Here is an 18,587-nt window from a genome sequence, read left to right as displayed (position 1 = left end):
CGCGGACTGTGCCTCCTGCCGGGGAAACCATTTCCCCTCCTGTCGGCCCGCCTCAGTCTGAAGAGCTTTGAGCCATGGTTGGTTTTGAGCCTCCCCGATCCGCCCAGGCGGACGTCACCTCGCGACGGGTCGACGGCTCCGTGCCCGGTTCCCGGGCCTCCCGGTGGGCGCTGTCCGGCCTGCTGGGCGGGATCGCACGCCTTGGCCGCCCGATGCCCCCGTCCCGCCCGGATCGCCGCTACCGGAGCGCGGTGCCCGTCACCGAGGCCGCGCACCGGGACGGAGCGGGGGACGGCCGGTCGGCCGGCGACAGCGGCCCGCTGCCGGGTCGGCGGGTCGGCGCCGGGCCGACCGAGGGGGAGAGCGGGGGGCCCGGGCCCCAGGAGCAGCCTCTCCGGCCGTGCGATCCGGCCTTCCAGCACGGTGTGGTGGTCGGCTTCGACGGCTCACTGTCGAGTGAGCGGGCCCTGGCCTACGCGGTCGGGATGGCTCGCCGGTCCCAGTGCGGGCTGGTCATCGTTCATGTGGCCAACCGCCTGCCGGCCACGGTCTGGGCGGGGTGCGAGCCGCCGGTCTTCGTGGATCTTCCCGACCATCGCACCGAGATCCTCGGGCTGGAACTCGCCTGTGCCGACTTCCTGGCCGGAGTTCCCTGGATCCTGGTGGAGCGGGGCGGGGACATCTGTCATGAGATCGAGGAGGTCGGCCGGGAGTACGCCGCCGACGCCATCGTGGTGGGCAGTACCCACGGTCTGCTGGGCAAGCTCTTCGGATCGGTGTCCAGCCGCCTGGCGCGCCGCGCCAACCGGCCTGTCATCGTGATCCCCTGAGGGATCGTCATCTCGCGCCCGAGCGGGCTCGGGTGCGTGCCGGCTCCGCGGCCGACCGGCCCTGGGTCCGGTCGGCCGCGGACGGCGGCCGCGGTGGTGCTCCGTCAGGCGACGGTGTGGATGTCGGCCCGGTGGGCGGGGTAGTGCTCCGTCAGTACGTCATGCCCAACTCGCGCGCGATGAGCATGCGCTGCACCTCGGAGGTGCCCTCGCCGATCTCCAGGATCTTGGAGTCGCGCCAGAACCTGGCGACCGGGAACTCGTTCATGAAGCCGTAGCCGCCGTGGATCTGGGTGGCCTCCCGGGCGTTGTCGACGGCGGCCTCGGACGCGTACAGCTTGGCGATCGCGGCCTCCTTCTTGAACGGCTCGTCGTGCAGCAGCCGGGAGGCGGCGTCCCGCCAGGCCAGGCGGGCGGTGTGGGCGCGCATCTCCATGTCGGCGAGCTTGAACTGGATGACCTGGTTGGCGCCGATCTGCCGGCCGAAGGCGCGGCGGGTCTCGGCGTAGGTGAGTGACTGGTCGACGCAGCCCTGGGCCAGGCCGGTGGACAGGGCTGCGATGGCGATGCGGCCCTCGTCGAGGATCCGCAGGAACTGTGCGTAGCCTCGGCCACGCGCGCCGAGCATGTTCTCGGCGGGGACACGGCAGTCGGTGAAGGACAGTTCGCGGGTGTCGGAGGCGTTCCACCCGACCTTGGAGTACTTCTTGGACACCTGGAACCCCGGAGTTCCAGTGGGCACGATGATGGACGAGATCTCGCGGGTGGGCGAGGAATCTGCGCCACCTTCACTCGAACGAGTGATCGGTTCGGTCAGGGCGGTCACCGTGACCAGCCCGGTGATCTCGGTGCCCGAGTTGGTGATGAAGCACTTGGTGCCGTTGATCACCCACTCGTTGGTGGCCTCGTCGAAGCGGGCCGTGGTGCGGGTCGCGCCGGCGTCCGTGCCGCCCTCGGGCTCGGTGAGGCCGAAGGCCCCGAGCATCTCGCCCGAGGTCAGCCGGGGGAGCCAGGTGCGCTTCTGCTCCTCGGTGCCGAAGCGGTAGATCGGCATCGCGCCGAGCGAGACCGCGGCCTCCAGCGTGATGGCCACCGAGGAGTCGACCCGGGCCAGTTCCTCCAGGACGAGGCAGAGCGCGAAGTAGTCACCGCCCATGCCGCCGTACTCCTCCGGGAACGGCAGGCCGAACAGGCCCATCCGGCCCATCTCCCGGATGATCTCGTACGGGAACTCCCCCTGCTCGTAGAACTCGCCGATCTTCGGCGCGACCACGTCCTGGGCGAATTCGGCGACGGTGCGGCGGAGTTGCTCGTACTCGTTGTCCAACCGGTGGTCGAGCATGGGGATCCTCCTGGGATCGGGCCGGTGAGGCCGAGGTGAGGGAGTTTCGGTGGATGGTTCGACGGGCCGGGCCCGGGCCGGTCCGGTCCGGGCGGGGCCTGTCGGCCTTCGGACGTGCGACGGGGTCGCCCGTCGGACGCGCCGAGCCGGGTGGTGACCCGGTTCGTCCGGGGCGTCGGCGGTGGTGCCCCGCCGGCCGGCGCCCCGGCGGTGGTTCAGCCGGACGGTCCGAGCAGCGCCCGGACCGTCCGGGACTGGCTGGGCCGGCCGAGCTGCCGGGCCATCCAGCCACTGGTGGCGACCAGGGCGGCGAGGTCGACCCCGGTGTCGATGCCGAGGCCGTGCAGCATCCAGACCAGGTCCTCGGTGGCGAGGTTCCCGGTCGCGCTCTTGGCGTACGGGCAGCCGCCGAGGCCGCCGGCCGAGGCGTCCACCACGGTCACACCGCCGCGCAGCGCGGCCAGGGTGTTGGCCAGGGCCTGGCCGTAGGTGTCGTGGAAGTGGACGGCGAGCCGGTCGACCGGGACGCCGGCCCGCACGAACGCGGCCAGCAGGCCCGTCACCTGGCCCGGGGTGGCCACGCCGATGGTGTCGCCGAGGCTGAGCTCGCTGCAGCCCATCTCGAGCAGCTGCAGACCGTGGCGGACGACCTGGGCGGGGCTCACCGGGCCTTCCCACGGGTCGCCGAAGCACATCGACAGGTAGCCGCGGACGGGCACCCCGGCCGCGCCGGCCCGCTCGACCACCGGGCGGAACATGGCCATCGCCTCGTCCGCGGACCGGTTGAGGTTGCGCCGGGCGAAGGTCTCGGTGGCGCTGGCGAAGACCGCGATGTCGCTGGCGTGGTGCGCGAGTGCCCGGTCCAGGCCGCGCTCGTTGGGGACCAGGACCGGCAGCCGCAGGCCCGGGTGCAGCGCGGGCAGGCCGGCCAGCTCGGGCATCAGCTGCTCCGCGTCGGCCAGTTGGGGTACCCACTTGGGGTGGACGAAGCTGGTGGCCTCGACGGTGCGCAGGCCGGCGGCCGCGAGCCGGGTGACGAACTCCGCCTTCACCTCGACGGGGACCAGCGCGCTCTCGTTCTGCAGGCCGTCGCGCGGCCCCACCTCGTGGATGCGCACCCGGGCCGGCAGCGTCGGGTCCGGGACCGGGTCGGGCAGGCCGAGTTCGAGGACGCCGGGCTCCGGCTCGGCGGGGCCGGCCGCCCGGTCGCCGCCCGCCGGGGCGTTGCCGGGCTGCGGTGCGGCGGTCACGGCGCCACCTCCGCCGGTGCGGCGGTGTCCTCGGGAGCGGTCACCACGGCCAGCAGCTCGTCCATCGCGACGGTGCTGCCGGCGGTGGCGCGCAGTTCCGCGACCGTGCCGTCGTACGGCGCGGCGATCACGTGTTCCATCTTCATGGCCTCCAGGACCAGCAGAGCCTGTCCGCGCTTCACCTGCTCGCCGACGGAGGCCTTGACCACCGTCACGGTGCCGGGCATCGGTGCGGTGAGGGCGCCGTGCTGCGTGGCGCCGGCGGCGGTGCGCTCCGCCACCGGGTCGTACGGGTGCACCGCCAGGGCGTCGCCGTCCAGGCCCAGCCAGTGGACCGGCTGGAAGGCGGCGTCGTCGGTGGTGTGGGCGAAGGTCGTCTGCAGGCCGTCGACGGTGAGCTGGAGCCGGTGCCCCGACCGGGACACCCGGGCCCGTCGGATCGGACCGTCGCCGAGCCGGATCTGCAGCTCGGGGCCGGTCTCCGAGGGATTGTCAGTGGCGTGTGCCACGCTTCCGGTCGTGCTGGGGCGCACCTGGACGGTGACGGGGGTGCGGCCCGGCAGACGGAGGTGGTGGGTCGTCCAGGCGGCCTCGCCGCCCAGGCGCCAGCCGGACGGGAGGGAGAACGGATCGGCCCAGCCGCCGGGGGCGGCGGTGGGGGTGAGGTCCAGCTGCCGGGCCAGTGCGGCGGCGAAGTGGACGAGCTCGGTGGCGGAGGCCTCGGCACCGGCGGCCGTGCTTCCGGCGTCCGCCGTGCCGACGGTTGCGGTCGCCTCGGCGGCATCGGTGTGGGCGAACGGCGAGGCCAGAAGGACGGGGGTCTGCTGGACGGTCCGTTCGACCAGGCCGGTGTCGAGGCGGCCGGCCGCGACCTCGGGGTGGGCCAGCAGCCGCCGGAGGAAACCGGTGTTGGTGGTCACGCCGAGGATGTCGGTCTCCGCGAGGGCGGCCCGCAGCCGGCGGAGCGCGGTCGGGCGGTCGGGCCCGTACGCGATGACCTTCGCCAGCATGGGGTCGTACAGGCTGCCGATCTCGGTGCCGGCGGCGACGCCGCTGTCCACCCGGATGCCTTCGCCGCCCGGCTCGGACAGGTGCAGGATCCGGCCACCGGTGGGCAGGAAGTCGCGGTCGGGGTCCTCGGCACAGATCCGGGCCTCGATGGCGTGGCCCACGAAGGAGATGTCCGACTGCTCGTACGGCAGGGGCTCGCCGGCGGCGACCCGGACCTGCCACTCCACCAGGTCGAGCCGCTCGGGGTGCGCGGTGTCCGCTCCCACGGCGATGGCCAGCTCGGTGACGGGGTGTTCCACCTGGAGCCGGGTGTTCATCTCCATGAAGAAGAAGTCCAGGACCCCGTCGGGGACGGGCTGGTCGGGGTCGAGGCCGGGCACGATGAACTCCACCGTGCCGGCGCCGGTGTAACCGCAGGCCTCGGCCGCGCGGACGGCGGCCTCGCCCATGGCGGCCCGGGTCTCGGCGTTCAGCAGGACGGAGGGAGCCTCTTCGATCAGCTTCTGGTGGCGGCGCTGCAGGCTGCACTCGCGTTCGCCGAGGTGCACCGTCCGGCCGTGGGTGTCGGCCAGGACCTGGACCTCGATGTGCCGCGGCCGGTCGACCCAGCGCTCCAGCAGCAGGGTGTCGTCACCGAACGCCGTCCTGGCCACCCGGCGGGCGGCCGCCAGTTCGGACGGCAGCTCGGCCGGGTCGCGGACCAGCCGCATGCCCTTGCCACCGCCACCGGCGGACGGCTTGAGCAGGACGGGGAAGCCGATCTCGGCGGCCGCGCGGGTGAGGTCCTCGTCGGACGGTGCGCCGCCCCGGCTGCCCGGCACCACGGGCACGCCCGCGACCCGGACGGCCTCCTTGGCGTTGATCTTGTCGCCCATCAGCTCCACCGCGCGCGGCGGCGGGCCGATGAAGACCAGCCCGGCCTCGGCGCAGGCCCGTGCGAAGGCCGGGTTCTCGGCGAGGAAGCCGTAGCCGGGGTGGACGGCCTGCGCGCCGGTCCGGCGGGCGGCGGCCAGGATCTGGTCGGTGCGCAGGTAGGTCTCGGCGGCCGAGCTGTCGCTGTGGCCCTCGGGACCGAGGCGGACGGCCACATCGGCGGCCCGCACGTGCGGGGCGTCGGCGTCCGCGTCGCTGTGGACCGCGACCGACCGGACGCCGAGTCGCCGCAGGGTGCGGATCACCCGGAGGGCGATCTCACCCCGGTTGGCGACGAGGACGGTGTCGAACATGGGAGGTGTTCCTCCTGGTCGAGGAGAGCCGCCGGGGTGTGGCGGCCGGGTCGGGACGGCCACGGGGTCGGCCGTGGCTCACATCCGGAAGACGCCGTACGGCCGGGGTTCGGCCAGCGGCGCGTTGGCGCAGGCGGTGAGCGCGAGGCCGAGCGCGGTACGGGTGTCCAGCGGGTCGATCACACCGTCGTCCCAGAGCCGGGCCGTGGCGTAGTAGGCGTTGCCCTGCCGCTCGTACTGCTCGCGGACGGGGCGCTTGAACGCGTCCTCCGCCTCGGCCGGCCAGTCCTCGCCCTGGGCCTCCAGCTGGTCCCGGCGGACGGTGGCGAGGACGGAGGCCGCCTGCTCGCCGCCCATCACCGAGATCTTCGCGCCGGGCCACATCCACAGGAAGCGCGGCGAGTAGGCCCGGCCGCACATCGAGTAGTTCCCGGCGCCGTAGGAGCCGCCGATCACCACGGTCAGCTTGGGCACCCGGGTGCAGGCCACCGCGGTGACCATCTTCGCCCCGTGCTTGGCGATCCCGCCGGCCTCGTACTGGCGGCCGACCATGAAGCCGGTGATGTTCTGCAGGAAGAGCAGCGGGATGCCGCGCTGGTCGCACAGCTCGATGAAGTGGGCGCCCTTGAGCGCGGACTCGGCGAACAGCACACCGTTGTTGGCGACGATGCCGACCGGGTGCCCGTGGATCTTGGCGAAGCCGGTCACCAGGGTGTTGCCGTACTCCGCCTTGAACTCGGCGAACCGGCTGCCGTCGACCAGACGGGCGATCACCTCGCGGACGTCGTACGGCGTGCGCGGGTCGACCGGCACCGCGCCGTACAGCCCGGCCGGGTCGACCGCCGGGGGCTCCACCGGTGCGAGCGGCCAGGGCTGCGCGGCGCGCGGGCCGAGCCCGGCGACGATGGTGCGGACGATGGACAGCGCGTGCGGGTCGTCCTCGGCGAGGTGGTCCGTGACCCCCGAGGTACGGGAGTGCAGGTCGCCGCCGCCCAGCTCCTCGGCCGTCACGACCTCGCCGGTCGCGGCCTTCACCAGCGGCGGCCCGCCGAGGAAGATGGTGCCCTGGTTGCGGACGATCACCGCCTGGTCGCTCATCGCCGGGACGTAGGCGCCACCGGCGGTGCACGAGCCGAGCACGGCGGCGATCTGCGGGATGCCGGCGGCCGACAGCCGGGCCTGGTTGTAGAAGATCCGCCCGAAGTGGTCGCGGTCCGGGAACACCTCGTCCTGCATCGGCAGGAAGGCGCCACCGGAGTCGACCAGGTAGATGCAGGGCAGCCGGTTCTCCAGGGCCACCTCCTGCGCGCGCAGGTGCTTCTTGACCGTCATCGGGTAGTAGGTGCCGCCCTTGACCGTGGCGTCGTTGGCGACCACCACGACCTCGCGACCGGCCACCCGCCCGATCCCGGCGATCACACCGGCGGCCGGCGCGGCGCCGTCGTACAGGCCGTCGGCCGCCAGCGGGCAGAGCTCCAGGAAGGGGGAGCCGGGGTCGAGCAGGGCGTCCACCCGCTCGCGCGGCAGCAGCTTGCCGCGGGCCGTGTGCCGGGCCCGGGCCTTCGCCCCGCCGCCGAGGGCGGCCGCGGCGAGCTTCGCGCGGAGCTCCGCGACCAGCGCCCGGTGCGCCTCGACGTTCGCCCGGTAGGCCGGCGATCCGGCGTCCACCGCGCTCTCCAGCCGGGGGGCGGGTGCGGCGGCGGCGCCGGTGCTCCGGACCGCGCCGCGGGCCGGACCACCGACCGCGTCGCCGGGCGCACCGCCGGCCCCGCCGAAGGCGAACCCGGCCGCAGACCCGGCCGTCGATCCAAAGGTTGAGAGGGACATCCCAAGAGCTCCCTTGCCCTCGGAGCCGAAGAGGTGGGCGGACGGAGGTGCCCGCGCCCCCACGTTAATGACCGTTAACTCCTGCCGCCAGGTTAACGGGCGATAACCCGGCTGTCTACGATGGGCGGCATGTCGAACGCCCCAACCGCCTCCGGGCTCCCCCGTCGCGATCAGATCCGGAAGGAGGCCGCCCGGCTGTTCGCGGCCCGCGGCTTCCTCGGGGTCGGGGTGGACGAGATCGGCAAGGCCGTGGGGATCAGCGGCCCCGGCCTCTACCGCCACTTCGCGGGCAAGGACGCCATGCTCGCCGACCTGCTGGTCGGGATCAGCGAGCGGCTGCTGGAGGAGGGACGCCGCCGGGCGGGTGAGGCCGACGGCCCGACCGCCGCACTGGACGCCCTGATCTCCGGCCATGTCGACTTCGCGCTCGACGACCCCGACCTGATCACCCTGCACGACCGCGAGCTGCTGCACCTCAAGGAGGACGACCGGCGGCGGGTCCGCCGGCTCCAGCGCAAGTACGTCGAGCTGTGGGTGGAGATCGTCCGGGAGGCGATCCCGGGCCTGGCGGCCGCCGAGTCCGAGCAGCGGGCCCGCGCCGCCGTGCACGCCGTCTTCGGACTGCTGAACTCCACCCCGCACAGCGCGGGCTCCGGCCAGGCGCAGCCCGAGCGCGCCGAGCGGTCCGGTCTGCCGCGGGACGGCATGGCCGCCCTGCTGCACAGCCTGGCCCAGGGAGCCTTCTCGGCCGCCGCGAACGGCGCTCCGGACGGTGCTCCGAACGGGGCTCCGAACGGCGCCGCCGGCTGATCCGGCGCGGTCTCCGCAGTCGCGTCCGCCGCCGGATCCGCCGGCGGGCGTAGGTCCAACGGTCGATCCCGCTCGGGGCGCCCGTCCGGTGCGGCGCGCCGGGCGGCCGGGGCATGGTGGGAGGGCGGGAAGGAACCGCGGCCGCCGGTCGTTGAGCCTGCCGTCCGTTCATCTCGTTCGAGCGCGATGGACGCCCCACCTGCGAATGGTTAGCATCCCTAAATATGCCTGAGAATCAAGGTTCCACCGCGGAGATATCCCGGCGGAACGGCAGAGACGACCACACCGGCGGAAACGGCCACAAGCCGGCCCCGCCGGCCCGGTCGACCGCCGCCGCCGGGCAGCCGGCGCCTGCCGCAGGTCCGGATCCGGACCCCACCGACAACCCCGGCGCGGGCTGGCTGCGCAGGCTCAGCGGCTACTGCTGGCGCTACCGCCGCAACGTGCTGCTGGCCTTCGGGGCCTCCCTCTTCGGTATGGCGGTCACCTCGGTCGTCCCGCTGATCACCAAACTGATCATCGACGACGTGATCACCGCACACACCCGTTCGCTCACCCCCTGGGCGGTCGCCCTGGTGCTGGCCGCCCTGCTGGTCTTCGCCTGCACCCAGGTACGCCGCTACTACGGCGGGCAGCTCGCGCTCGACGTCCAGCACGACATGCGGGCCGACCTGTTCCGCTCCCTCACCCGGCTGGACGGGTACCGGCAGGACCGGCTCGACACCGGCCAGGTGGTCGGCCGGGCCACCTCCGACCTCCAGCTGGTCAACGGCCTGCTCTCGATGCTGCCGATGATGACCGGCTACCTGCTGATGTTCGGGATGTCCCTCGGCGTCATGCTGTGGCTCTCCCCGCCGCTCACCCTGATCGCCCTGGTGATGGGCCCCGTGCTGTGGTGGCTGAGCACCCTCAGCCGCAAGCGGCTGTTCCCCGCCACCTGGGCCGCCCAGCAGGAGGCGGCCGCCGTCGCCGGCGTGGTGGACGCCGCCATCGGCGGAGTCCGGGTGGTCAAGGGCTTCGGCCAGGAGGCCCAGGAGCGCACCAAACTGGAACGCGTCTCGCGCGGCCTGTTCGCCGCCAGGCTCCGCTCGATCCGGCTGAACAGCCGCTACACCCCGGCGATGCAGGCCGTCCCCGCCCTGGCCCAGGTCGCCGTGCTCGCGCTGGGCGGCTGGCTGGCGGTCCGCGGCAGCGTGTCGCTCGGTACCTTCGTGGCCTTCTCCACCTACGTCGCCCAGCTGACCGGCCCGGTCCGGATGCTCGCCATGGTGATCACCGTCGGCCAGCAGGCCAGGGCCGGCGTCGAGCGCGTCCTGCAGCTGGTCGACCAGCAGCCGCGGATCAAGGAACGCCCGGACGCCCACCCGCTCGACCCCGCCACGGCCCCGCCGGGCACCCCCGCACTGGAACTGGCCGGTGTGGACTTCCACTACCGCGACCACGCGCACGACTCCGGGCACGACCGCGACCAGGAGCACGAGCACCGCGAGTCCGCCGCCGACCCGGCCGGGCAGACCCGTCGCGCCGAACCCGTCCTGCACCGGCTCGACCTGCGGATCGCCCCCGGGGAGACGGTCGCCCTGGTCGGCGCCTCCGGCTCGGGCAAGTCCACCGTCGCGCAGCTCGTCCCGCGGTTCTACGACCCGACCGCGGGCGTGATCCGCCTCTACGGCCGCGACCTGCGGGAACTCACCCTCGACTCGGTCCGCGCCACGGTCGGCATCGTGCCCGAGGACAGCTTCCTCTTCTCCGACACCGTCCGCACCAACATCTCCTACGGACACCCCGAGGCCACCGAGCAGCAGATCACGGCCGCCGCCGTCGCCGCGCAGGCCGACGGCTTCGTCCGCGAGCTCCCCGACGGCTACGACACCAGGGTCGGCGAGCAGGGCCTCACCCTCTCCGGCGGCCAGCGCCAGCGGATCGCCCTCGCCCGCGCCATCCTCACCGACCCGCGGGTCCTGCTGCTCGACGACGCCACCTCGGCCGTCGACCCGCGGGTGGAGGCGGAGATCCACGAGGCGCTGCGCAGTGTGATGGCCGGCCGCACCACCCTGCTGATCGCCCACCGCAGATCCACCCTCCAGCTGGCCGACCGGATCGCCGTCCTGGAGCGCGGCCGCCTGGTCGACCTCGGCACCCACGAGGAGCTGGAGGCCCGATGTCCGCTGTACCGGGCACTCATCACCGATCCGGACGCCCTCGCGGAGCCGGAACCCCCGATCGACGCGGTCTCCGCCGCCGCACCCGCACGGCAGCAGGCCCTCGCCCCGAAGCCACCCGCGCTGACGACTCCCGCCCCGCACTCGGCCGCACCGCAGGCCCCGGCGCCCGCGCAGGGCACCGCCCCCGCCGGAGCGGCCCGCACCCCGCAGGCCGCCGGTTCGACGCCCGACCTGCTCGCCAAGGTCGCGGCCCTTCCGCCCGCCGCCGACACCCCGGACATCCCGGTGGAGGCCGCCGAGGCCGGTGACCCGAACTTCAGCCTCCGCCGCCTGCTCGCCCCGTTCCGGCGCCCGCTGGCGCTCGCGCTGCTGCTGGTCGCCCTCGACACGGCGGCCGGCCTGGCCCTCCCGGTCCTGATCCGGCACGGCATCGACGGCGGTGTCAGCAAGGCCGCCATGGCCGGCGTCACGGTCGCCGCGCTGGCCGCCCTGGTCATCGTGCTCCTCGACTGGCTGGTGCAGAGCGCCGAGACCCGGGTCTCCGGCCGGACCGGCGAACGCGTCCTCTACACCCTGCGGCTGAAGATCTTCGCGCACCTCAACCGGCTCGGCCTCGACTACTACGAGCGCGAGCTGACCGGCCGGATCATGACCCGGATGACCACCGACGTCGACTCGATCTCGACCTTCCTGCAGACCGGCGTGGTCACCGCGGTGGTCAGCCTGCTGACCTTCTTCGGGATCTTCGCGGCCCTGCTGATCATCGACGCCGGCCTGGCCCTGGTGGTCTTCGCGGTCCTGCCGCTGCTCGTGGTGGCCACCCTGGTGTTCCGCAAGAAGTCCGCGGCCCAGTACCAGATCTCCCGCGACCTGATCAGCACCGTCAACGCGGACCTCCAGGAGAACGTCGCGGGCATGCGGATCGTCCAGGCCTTCCGCCGCCAGGACCTCAACACCGACCGCTTCGTCGCCAACGGCCTCGCCTACCGCGACGCCCGGGCCCGGGCGCAGCTGTACATCTCGCTGTACTTCCCGTTCGTCCAGTTCCTCTCCAGCGTCGCCGCCGCCCTGGTCCTGATCGTCGGGGCGTCCCGGGTGGAGTCCGGCACCCTGACCATCGGCGCGCTGGTGGCCTACCTGCTGTACATCGACCTGTTCTTCGCCCCGGTCAACCAGCTCTCCCAGGTCTTCGACGGCTACCAGCAGGCCGCCGTCGGTCTCGGCCGGATCCGCGACCTGCTGCGCACCCCGACCAGCACCCCGCAGGCCGCGCGACCCGTCCCGATCGGGGACCTGCGCGGCGAGGTCGAGTTCGAGGGCGTCAGCTTCGCGTACAACGGCGGCGGCGAGGGCAACCCCGACGTCCTCTCCGGGATCGACCTGCGGATCCCGGCCGGGCAGACCGTCGCCCTGGTCGGCGAGACCGGCGCGGGCAAGTCCACCCTGGTCAAGCTGGTGGCCCGGTTCTACGACGCGACCGCCGGCACCGTGCGTATCGACGGGACCGACGTCACCGCGTACGACCTGGCGCAGTACCGGCACCGGCTGGGCGTCGTCCCGCAGGAGGCCTACCTGTTCGCCGGCACCGTGCGCGAGTCCATCGCCTACGGCCGGCCCGGCGCCACGGCCGCGGAGGTGGAGGCGGCGGCCCGGGCGGTCGGCGCGCACGACATGATCACGCGGCTGCCCGACGGCTACGACCATCCGATCGCCGCCCGCGGCCGCAACCTGTCGGCCGGCCAGCGCCAGCTGATCGCCCTGGCCCGCGCCGAACTGGTCGACCCTGACCTGCTGCTCCTCGACGAGGCCACCGCCGCGCTCGACCTCGCCACCGAGGCCGCGGTCAACCGCGCGGCCGAGCGGCTCAGCGGCGGGCGAACGACGCTGGTCATCGCCCACCGGCTCAGCACGGCCGAGCGGGCCGACCGGGTGGTGGTGCTGGACCGCGGCCGGGTGGTCGAGGACGGTACCCACACCGAGCTGCTGGCCCGCGGCGGGACCTACACCCGGCTCTGGGAGGCCTTCGTCGCGGACGGCCACCCGGCGCCGGTCGGCGGCTGAGCACCCCGGCACCACGCCCGACCTACCACGCCCGACCCACCACGCCCGACGCCTCGGGGCCGGCCCGTCACCGGGCCGGCCCCGAGGCGTCGGTACCGTGGTCAGGCGGCGATCAGCGAGGTCAGCAGCGACCCCGAGCGGACGCCCTTCGGCAGCTCGCTGACCTGCCCGTCCCCGACCTCCACCACCCGCCAGCCGCCACCGTCGGCGCGCAGCGCCAGGTCGGTCGTGATGAACCGGCACCCCAGCCTGCGGACCAGCGGCTGCACCTGCGACAGGTCCGGGGCCGGATCCAGCTCGGGGACGTCCGGGTGCGGGCCGACCAGGACCGGCTCCCCGTCCATCCACCAGACCCTGGCCTCCACCGTCCGGCCGGCCTCGTCGCGCACGAACTCCTCGTACCGGCGCAGTACCACCCCGCCCGCCAGGTACTCGCCCTGCAGCTCGACGAAGCGGGCGACCACGCGTGCCAGCCCTGCCGGATCCGCGAGGTCCGGGACGAAACAGGCCTCCGCCCACTCGTGTTTGCGGGACTTCACGTAGTCCTTCACCACGGCCGGGCCGCTGCCGCCGAGCAGCTCGGCCGCCGCCGCGAGCGCGCTGCCGTCCGGTGCGCCGCCGGGGATCCAGGTGCTCTCCGGCGTGACACCGTCGAACACCTCGTACCAGCCCGGCAGCTGGTGCGCGTCCGCGTAGCCGGCCGGGGTGGTCAGCAGGGAGCACCCGCGCGCCGCCAGCGCCTCGCCGAGCGCCGTGTACGCCGCGACCGGCATCATCCACCCCCGGTACCAGAGCGGGCCCTGCCCGACCGGCACCCGCCCGACGGCCCGCTCCGCGTCTCCCGCGAGCAGCGCGTCATGGTCCACCAGGACACTCTCGCCGCCCAACTCCCGTACCTGCCGGGCCTCCTGGACGTAGTGCGGATCGGGGCGGCGCGGCGCGAGCGGGTCCGCCGGGAAGAGGATCGAGGGTGCCTGCATGCGGATCAGGGTACGGCGAACAGGCCTGTGAGCAGGGTGATTTCGGCACCGCCCGCCGGTGTCCCGCGAGGCCGGAATCCGCTCGACAGCCGCCAAGGCCTCTGCCAGGGTGGGCCGGTGCGAATTCGGTGGCGGGCAGCGAACTCGTCGGCGCCGCGCCGACCCCGGCAGGCCGCGCGGACGGCGGTGATCGATCCGGCGGGCCGGGTCTTCCTGCTCCGCTCCGACAACAGCGAGGTCGGGGTGCACTGGAACATGCCCGGCGGCGGCCTGGAGACGGGCGAGTCGCCCGTGGAAGCCGCCCTCCGGGAGCTCCGCGAGGAGACCGGCTGGACGGATCTGCGCCCCGGCCCGCTGCTCTGCACCTGGGAGCACGACTTCACCTGGCACGGCACACCGGTCCGCCAGCACGAGCACATCTACCTGGGCCGGGGACCTCACCGGCCCCCGACCGGCGATCTGAGCGCGGCGCACAGGGCCGACCGGATCCTCGACTGGCGCTGGTGGAGCCCGGCCGAGCTGGCCGGGCGCGACGCCGGCCCGTTCTGGCCCCCGAACCTGCCCGCCCTGCTTGACGCCGTCCGCGACGACTGGTGCGCGGGGACGGATCCTGCGGCACCCGTCCACCTCGGCTACCTGCCGAACGGCCCGCGCCGCTGACCTCCGCCGCCGTACGGCGGCCCCGCGTCAGCGCGAGCGGGAGCGGCGGTCCTCGGCCTGCCAGTCCCGCAGGTCGAGTTCGCGGTCGTGCAGGGCGTCGGGATTGATCACCACCGAGAGCCGGGCCCCGGAGAGCTGCTCGAAAGCCAGCCCGGTCGAGGCCAGCAGCCGTTCGGTCGGCACCGACACCACGATCGCCGGGCGCCAGGAGGGCAGCACCACCAGACTGGTGCCGCGTCCGGCCCGGACCAGATCGGCCGGCACCCGCCGGGGCGGCCGGCTGCCCAGCTGGCCCGCGGCTTCGAGATGGGTGGGGGAGGCGCCGATCAGGATCCCCAGTGGCGCTCCCGGTGCCACGGTCGCCGCGTCCCGGCCCTGCTCGTCGGCTCCGACCGCCGGGTCACCGTCCGGGCCTCCCGGGCCGGCAGCCGGCGCCCCGTCCTCCGAGGGGTACGGCGGCGGGTGGATCCGGCTCAACCGGCGCGACGGGGTCGGCCGCCGCAGCCGTCGCAGCTGCCGGCCGCCGGCCGCCGCCACGGTGCCGGGCGCGGCCGGCGCCGTCGAACGGGCCGGCAGCGGGCGCCCGAGCGTCAGATCGACCCCGGCGGCCTCCAGCAGCCGGGTCACCGCGGGCAGCGACTGGTGGCTCGCGGCCGCCAGTTCGTCGAGCTCGGCGCCCTGCTCGTACGCGGCCCGCAGGCGGGCCCCGAGCGCGCTCAGCAGCTTGGCGGCCGTCCGCTCCTCGACCTCGCTCGCTAGACCGTTCCTGCGGGCGGGCTCGCCGGGCCCGGCCGCCGACCCGGGGGTCGGCGGCCGGTCGGGCGGGGCCGGTTCGGGGCTGGTCCGGTCGAGCGTGGTCATGGTGGCGAGGCCCTCCGTGTACTGGACAGCGACGATCCTGCCCCACCGGAGTGCGAGCGGCCAAGGGCCGCCGGTCCGCTGACGCTCCGAAAGCGCCTTCGCGCGCCGTGCGCCGCGTCGCCGCCGGCCGCGCCACCGTCCCCCGCCTGCCACGCGGCCGTCCGCCCGTCGCACCGAAAACGCCTCGACACCGGACCGTGCCGGCGACATACCATCGCCACCATGAAGCCCCCGCATCTCTCGTCCCGCCTGAGCGGGTGGCCGTCCTAGGACGGCCACCCCTCACGCAGGACCACAGGGCCGTCCGTTCGGACGGCCCTGTCGCGTTTCCCCCACGGATTCCGGCCGGACCCGGGCCCGGCGGACGGCAGCACCCGACACCGCAGCCATCCCGTAGGAGAACCCGTGCTCACCCTCGAATCCGCCTGCCGCAGGCCCGAACGCCACCGCGTCCTCACCGGTGACCGCCCCACCGGCCCGCTCCACCTCGGCCACTACTTCGGCACCCTGCAGAACCGCGTCCGGCTGCAGGACGCCGGTATCGAACTGTTCCTGGTGATCGCCGACTACCAGGTCCTGACCGACCGTGACCTCGCCGACCGGCCCGCCGAGCACGCCGAGAACCTGGTCCTCGACTACCTCGCCGCCGGCATCGACCCGGAGCGGGCCACGGTCTTCACCCACAGCTCCGTACCCGCCCTCAACCAGCTGCTGCTGCCCTTCCTCAGCCTCGTCAGCGTCGCCGAGCTCGGCCGCAACCCCACCGTCAAGGACGAGATCGCCCACTCCCGGCAGGCCGCCGTCAGCGGACTGATGTTCACCTACCCCGTCCACCAGGCCGCCGACATCCTCTTCTGCAAGCCCGACCTGGTACCGGTCGGCCAGGACCAGCTCCCGCACCTGGAGGTCACCCGCACCATCGCGCGGCGGTTCAACGACCGCTACCGCACCGACCTCTTCCCCGAGCCGCAGGCACTGCTCTCCCCGGCCCCGCTCCTGGCCGGTACCGACGGCGGCAAGATGAGCAAGAGCCGGGGCAACGCCATCCCCCTCGGCGCCACCGAGGACGAGACCGCCCGCCTGATCCGGGCCGCCACCACCGACGCCGACCGGCAGATCGGCTACGACCCCGAACGCCGCCCCGGAGTCTCCGGCCTGCTCCGGCTCGCCGCCCTCTGCCAGGACCGCGACCCGCATGCGGTGGCCGAGGAGATCGGCTCCGGCGGCGCGGCCCGGCTCAAGGCCACCGTCACCGAGGCCGTCAACGAGCACCTGCGCCCGTTGCGGGCCCGACGCACCGCACTCGCCGCCGACCGGGACCACCTGCGCCGGGTCCTGCGGGCCGGCAGCGAGCGCGCCAACGCCGTCGCGGACACCACCCTGGCCGAGGTCCGGGCGGTGATGGGATCGGTCTGACCTCCGACGGGGGATAACGTGGTCGGCCGAGCAGCCCGTTCGAAAGGCCCTGTCGATGTCTCAGAACCCGTCCCGGCACCGCGATCGGTCGTCCCGTCGACCGCGCCACCTGGTCCCCGGCGACCGGGTGGCGCTGGTCGCCCCCAGCGGACCGATCGACCCGGCCAGGCTGGCACACGGCACCGAGATCCTCCGCTCCTGGGGGCTCGACGTCCGCCCGGCCCCCCACCACGACGCCCGCCACCCCGTCCTCGGCCACCTCGCCGGTACCGACGCCGAACGCGCCGCCGACTTCCAGCAGGCCTGGCTCGACCCCGCCGTCGCCGCCGTGATCTGCATACGCGGCGGCTACGGCACCCAGCGCATGGTCGACCTGCTCGACTGGGACGCGCTGCGCGCCGCACCCCCCAAGGTCCTGGTCGGCTTCAGCGACGCCACCGTGCTCCACGAGGCCGTCGCACGACACCTCGGCATCCCCACCCTCTACGGCCCGATGGCCGCCGCCACCGCCTTCACCACGGACGGGCCGACCGCCGAGCACCTCCGCCGCACCCTCTTCCGGCCCGACACCACCACGGTCCTCACCTCGGCAGGCGCCGGGACGCTCGTCCCCGGCCGCGCCCACGGCGTCACGGCCGGCGGCTACGCAGCCGGGCTGGCCTCCGAACGCGGCACCGCCACCGCCCGCCGCTCCTACGCCGGCACCGTCCTCCTGCTGGAGGACGTCAACCAGCAGCCGTACCAGCTGGACCGCATCCTCACCCAGCTGCTCCGCTCCGGTGCCCTGGAGGGCGTGGCCGGCATCGCCCTCGGCTCCTGGGAGGGCTGCGGCCCGGCCGACCGGGTCCGCGAGGTGATGCTCGACCGCCTCGCACCACTCGGGGTCCCCGTCGTCTGGGAGCTCGGTTTCGGCCACGGACCGACCAGCCTGACCGTCCCGCTCGGCGTCCCCGCCACCCTCGACGCGGACGCCCGCACCCTCACCCTGGACGAGCCCGCGCTGGCGCCGCCCGCCCCGACCGGCGACGGGCAGTCGGTGCCGGGTCAGTAGGGTGCGCCCCATGCACGACGACGGCGACGGCGTCGCCACGACGCCTCTGGGGACGGAACCGGACATGGAGCGAGTGTTCGAGACGGCGGTGGAGCGGGCCCTCCTGCTGCTGAACGGCCGGGACGGCCGGAAGGGCCGCAGCATCCTCGGCATCGCCGGGCCGCCGGCCGCCGGAAAGTCGACCCTCGCCCGCCACGTGGTCGCCGAGGTGGTCCGGCGCGAAGGGGCGGACGCCGCGGCCTACCTCCCGCTCGACGGGTTCCACCTCTCCAACCCCCAGCTCGACCGCCTCGGCCTGCGCGCCTGCAAGGGTGCGCCCGAGACCTTCGACGCCTGGGGCTACCTGGCGCTGCTGAACCGGGTGGCGACCGAGCGGTTCCGGGACGTCTTCGTCCCGGACTTCGACCGGGACCTGGACGAACCGGTCGCCGCCCGCCACGTCGTCCGCCCGCACACCCGCCTGGTGGTGACCGAGGGCAACTACCTCGCCGTGCCGGCCGAGCCCTGGCAGGCGGCCCGGCGGCTGATGAGCGAGCTGTGGTTCGTCGACGCGGAGGAGACCGTCCGTACCGAACGACTCCTCCGGCGCCACCAGCGCGGCGGCGGCCCGCGCGAGGCCGCCGAGCTGCGGATCGCCGCGAACGATCACCCCAACGCCGAGTACGTGAAGCAGGGCCGGGCCGGCTGCGACTGGGTGGTGCGGACCGGGAGTTTGCCTCCCGACCGGGATGGGCGTAGTGTTCTCTAGTCGCTCGGCTGGGAGCACCGGACACGTGTCTACGCGGACGGTCCCGGGGCGGCCAATCCCTTGGAACACCATCTCCATTCGGCTGGGTCGTGCTTTGTCGCGGCTCGGTGTGAATTGGCGTGCGCGCTTTTATGGATTGCGGTTGGATTCGCTTTTCGGAGTGGGGTTCGGCTAGAGTTCAGGACGTCGGACAGGCCGTCAGGTCGGACCGGCGGAAGGCGAATCGGACAGGGAAGCCCGGAAACGGCGCGGAAAACGTCTGATAAGCTGGAAACACGAAAGACCGGCGAGTCGGGTGAGTGAAACTCCGGAAAACGGAGCGGAAAACATCTGGTAAGCTGGGAAACAC

At 73.9% G+C, this 18,587-nt stretch carries 12 protein-coding genes and 1 pseudogene; 7 read left to right on the top strand and 6 right to left on the bottom strand.

Annotation, left to right across the window (positions count from 1 at the left end):
• Positions 1-383 precede the first annotated feature (383 nt).
• Positions 384-830 (top strand): annotated as a pseudogene (locus OG871_RS14360) (universal stress protein); the annotation flags it as partial.
• A 151-nt stretch (positions 831-981) separates the two neighbouring features.
• Here OG871_RS14360 and OG871_RS14355 read toward each other — a convergent pair.
• The 4 genes from OG871_RS14355 to OG871_RS14340 all read right to left on the bottom strand — a co-directional run bounded on the left by OG871_RS14355 (position 982) and on the right by OG871_RS14340 (position 7,486).
• Positions 982-2,172, bottom strand: coding sequence for an acyl-CoA dehydrogenase family protein (locus OG871_RS14355; protein ID WP_371497147.1), 1,191 nt, complete (start codon positions 2,170-2,172; stop codon positions 982-984).
• 215 nt (positions 2,173-2,387) lie between these two features.
• A complete protein-coding gene (locus OG871_RS14350) occupies positions 2,388-3,329 on the bottom strand; it encodes a hydroxymethylglutaryl-CoA lyase (protein WP_371503309.1) in 942 nt (313 codons plus the stop codon).
• A gap of 89 nt (positions 3,330-3,418) precedes the next feature.
• A complete protein-coding gene (locus OG871_RS14345) occupies positions 3,419-5,659 on the bottom strand; it encodes a biotin carboxylase N-terminal domain-containing protein (RefSeq protein WP_371497146.1) in 2,241 nt (746 codons plus the stop codon).
• Between the two features lie 78 nt (positions 5,660-5,737).
• Positions 5,738-7,486 (bottom strand): carboxyl transferase domain-containing protein, encoded by a 1,749-nt coding sequence (locus tag OG871_RS14340; RefSeq protein WP_371497145.1) that lies wholly within the window; start codon positions 7,484-7,486, stop codon positions 5,738-5,740.
• Between the two features lie 129 nt (positions 7,487-7,615).
• On the opposite strand from OG871_RS14340, the gene OG871_RS14335 reads away from it, so the two are divergent.
• Together OG871_RS14335 and OG871_RS14330 are read left to right on the top strand one after the other, a co-directional pair.
• Positions 7,616-8,296: a TetR/AcrR family transcriptional regulator gene (locus tag OG871_RS14335; protein WP_371497144.1), complete on the top strand. Its 681-nt coding sequence runs from the start codon at positions 7,616-7,618 to the stop codon at positions 8,294-8,296.
• A 224-nt stretch (positions 8,297-8,520) separates the two neighbouring features.
• Entirely contained in the window at positions 8,521-12,522 is a 4,002-nt protein-coding gene (locus tag OG871_RS14330) for an ABC transporter ATP-binding protein (RefSeq protein ID WP_371497143.1), read from the top strand.
• A 101-nt stretch (positions 12,523-12,623) separates the two neighbouring features.
• On the opposite strand, the gene OG871_RS14325 is transcribed toward OG871_RS14330, so the two are convergent.
• On the bottom strand, positions 12,624-13,502 hold the full coding sequence (locus OG871_RS14325) for an ATP-grasp domain-containing protein (protein WP_371497142.1): 879 nt from the start codon (positions 13,500-13,502) through the stop codon (positions 12,624-12,626).
• 123 nt (positions 13,503-13,625) lie between these two features.
• Here OG871_RS14325 and OG871_RS14320 point away from each other — a divergent pair, with 123 nt between their 5' ends.
• On the top strand, positions 13,626-14,162 hold the full coding sequence (locus tag OG871_RS14320) for an NUDIX hydrolase (RefSeq protein WP_371503308.1): 537 nt from the start codon (positions 13,626-13,628) through the stop codon (positions 14,160-14,162).
• 27 nt (positions 14,163-14,189) lie between these two features.
• Here OG871_RS14320 and OG871_RS14315 read toward each other — a convergent pair whose 3' ends face one another.
• Positions 14,190-15,023, bottom strand: a complete 834-nt coding sequence (locus OG871_RS14315; RefSeq protein ID WP_371497141.1) for a hypothetical protein — start codon at positions 15,021-15,023, stop codon at positions 14,190-14,192.
• A 405-nt stretch (positions 15,024-15,428) separates the two neighbouring features.
• Between OG871_RS14315 and trpS the strand changes: the two genes are divergently transcribed.
• The 3 genes from trpS to OG871_RS14300 are packed head-to-tail and all read left to right on the top strand — an operon-like array spanning position 15,429 to position 18,238.
• A complete protein-coding gene (gene trpS, locus OG871_RS14310) occupies positions 15,429-16,439 on the top strand; it encodes a tryptophan--tRNA ligase (protein ID WP_371497140.1) in 1,011 nt (336 codons plus the stop codon).
• Between the two features lie 55 nt (positions 16,440-16,494).
• A complete protein-coding gene (locus tag OG871_RS14305) occupies positions 16,495-17,490 on the top strand; it encodes an LD-carboxypeptidase (protein ID WP_371497139.1) in 996 nt (331 codons plus the stop codon).
• Positions 17,491-17,500: 10 nt separating this feature from the next.
• Positions 17,501-18,238, top strand: coding sequence for a nucleoside/nucleotide kinase family protein (locus OG871_RS14300; RefSeq protein WP_371497138.1), 738 nt, complete (start codon positions 17,501-17,503; stop codon positions 18,236-18,238).
• Positions 18,239-18,587 lie beyond the last annotated feature (349 nt).

Source organism: Kitasatospora sp. NBC_00374 (assembly GCF_041434935.1).
In the GTDB taxonomy this organism is placed as follows: domain Bacteria; phylum Actinomycetota; class Actinomycetes; order Streptomycetales; family Streptomycetaceae; genus Kitasatospora.
Note: the sequence above shows the minus strand (reverse complement) of the source record. Positions and strands in the feature narration are given on the sequence as shown.

Bases quoted from the DNA above. Each gene is read 5' to 3' on its own strand.
- OG871_RS14345 (WP_371497146.1), bottom strand. From the start codon at position 5,659: ATGTTCGACACCGTCCTCGTCGCCAACCGGGGTGAGATCGCCCTCCGG.
- OG871_RS14325 (WP_371497142.1), bottom strand. From the start codon at position 13,502: ATGCAGGCACCCTCGATCCTCTTCCCGGCGGACCCGCTCGCGCCGCGC.
- OG871_RS14335 (WP_371497144.1), top strand. From the start codon at position 7,616: ATGTCGAACGCCCCAACCGCCTCCGGGCTCCCCCGTCGCGATCAGATC.
- OG871_RS14330 (WP_371497143.1), top strand. From the start codon at position 8,521: ATGCCTGAGAATCAAGGTTCCACCGCGGAGATATCCCGGCGGAACGGC.
- OG871_RS14305 (WP_371497139.1), top strand. From the start codon at position 16,495: ATGTCTCAGAACCCGTCCCGGCACCGCGATCGGTCGTCCCGTCGACCG.
- OG871_RS14315 (WP_371497141.1), bottom strand. From the start codon at position 15,023: ATGACCACGCTCGACCGGACCAGCCCCGAACCGGCCCCGCCCGACCGG.
- OG871_RS14355 (WP_371497147.1), bottom strand. From the start codon at position 2,172: ATGCTCGACCACCGGTTGGACAACGAGTACGAGCAACTCCGCCGCACC.
- OG871_RS14340 (WP_371497145.1), bottom strand. From the start codon at position 7,486: ATGTCCCTCTCAACCTTTGGATCGACGGCCGGGTCTGCGGCCGGGTTC.
- OG871_RS14300 (WP_371497138.1), top strand. From the start codon at position 17,501: ATGCACGACGACGGCGACGGCGTCGCCACGACGCCTCTGGGGACGGAA.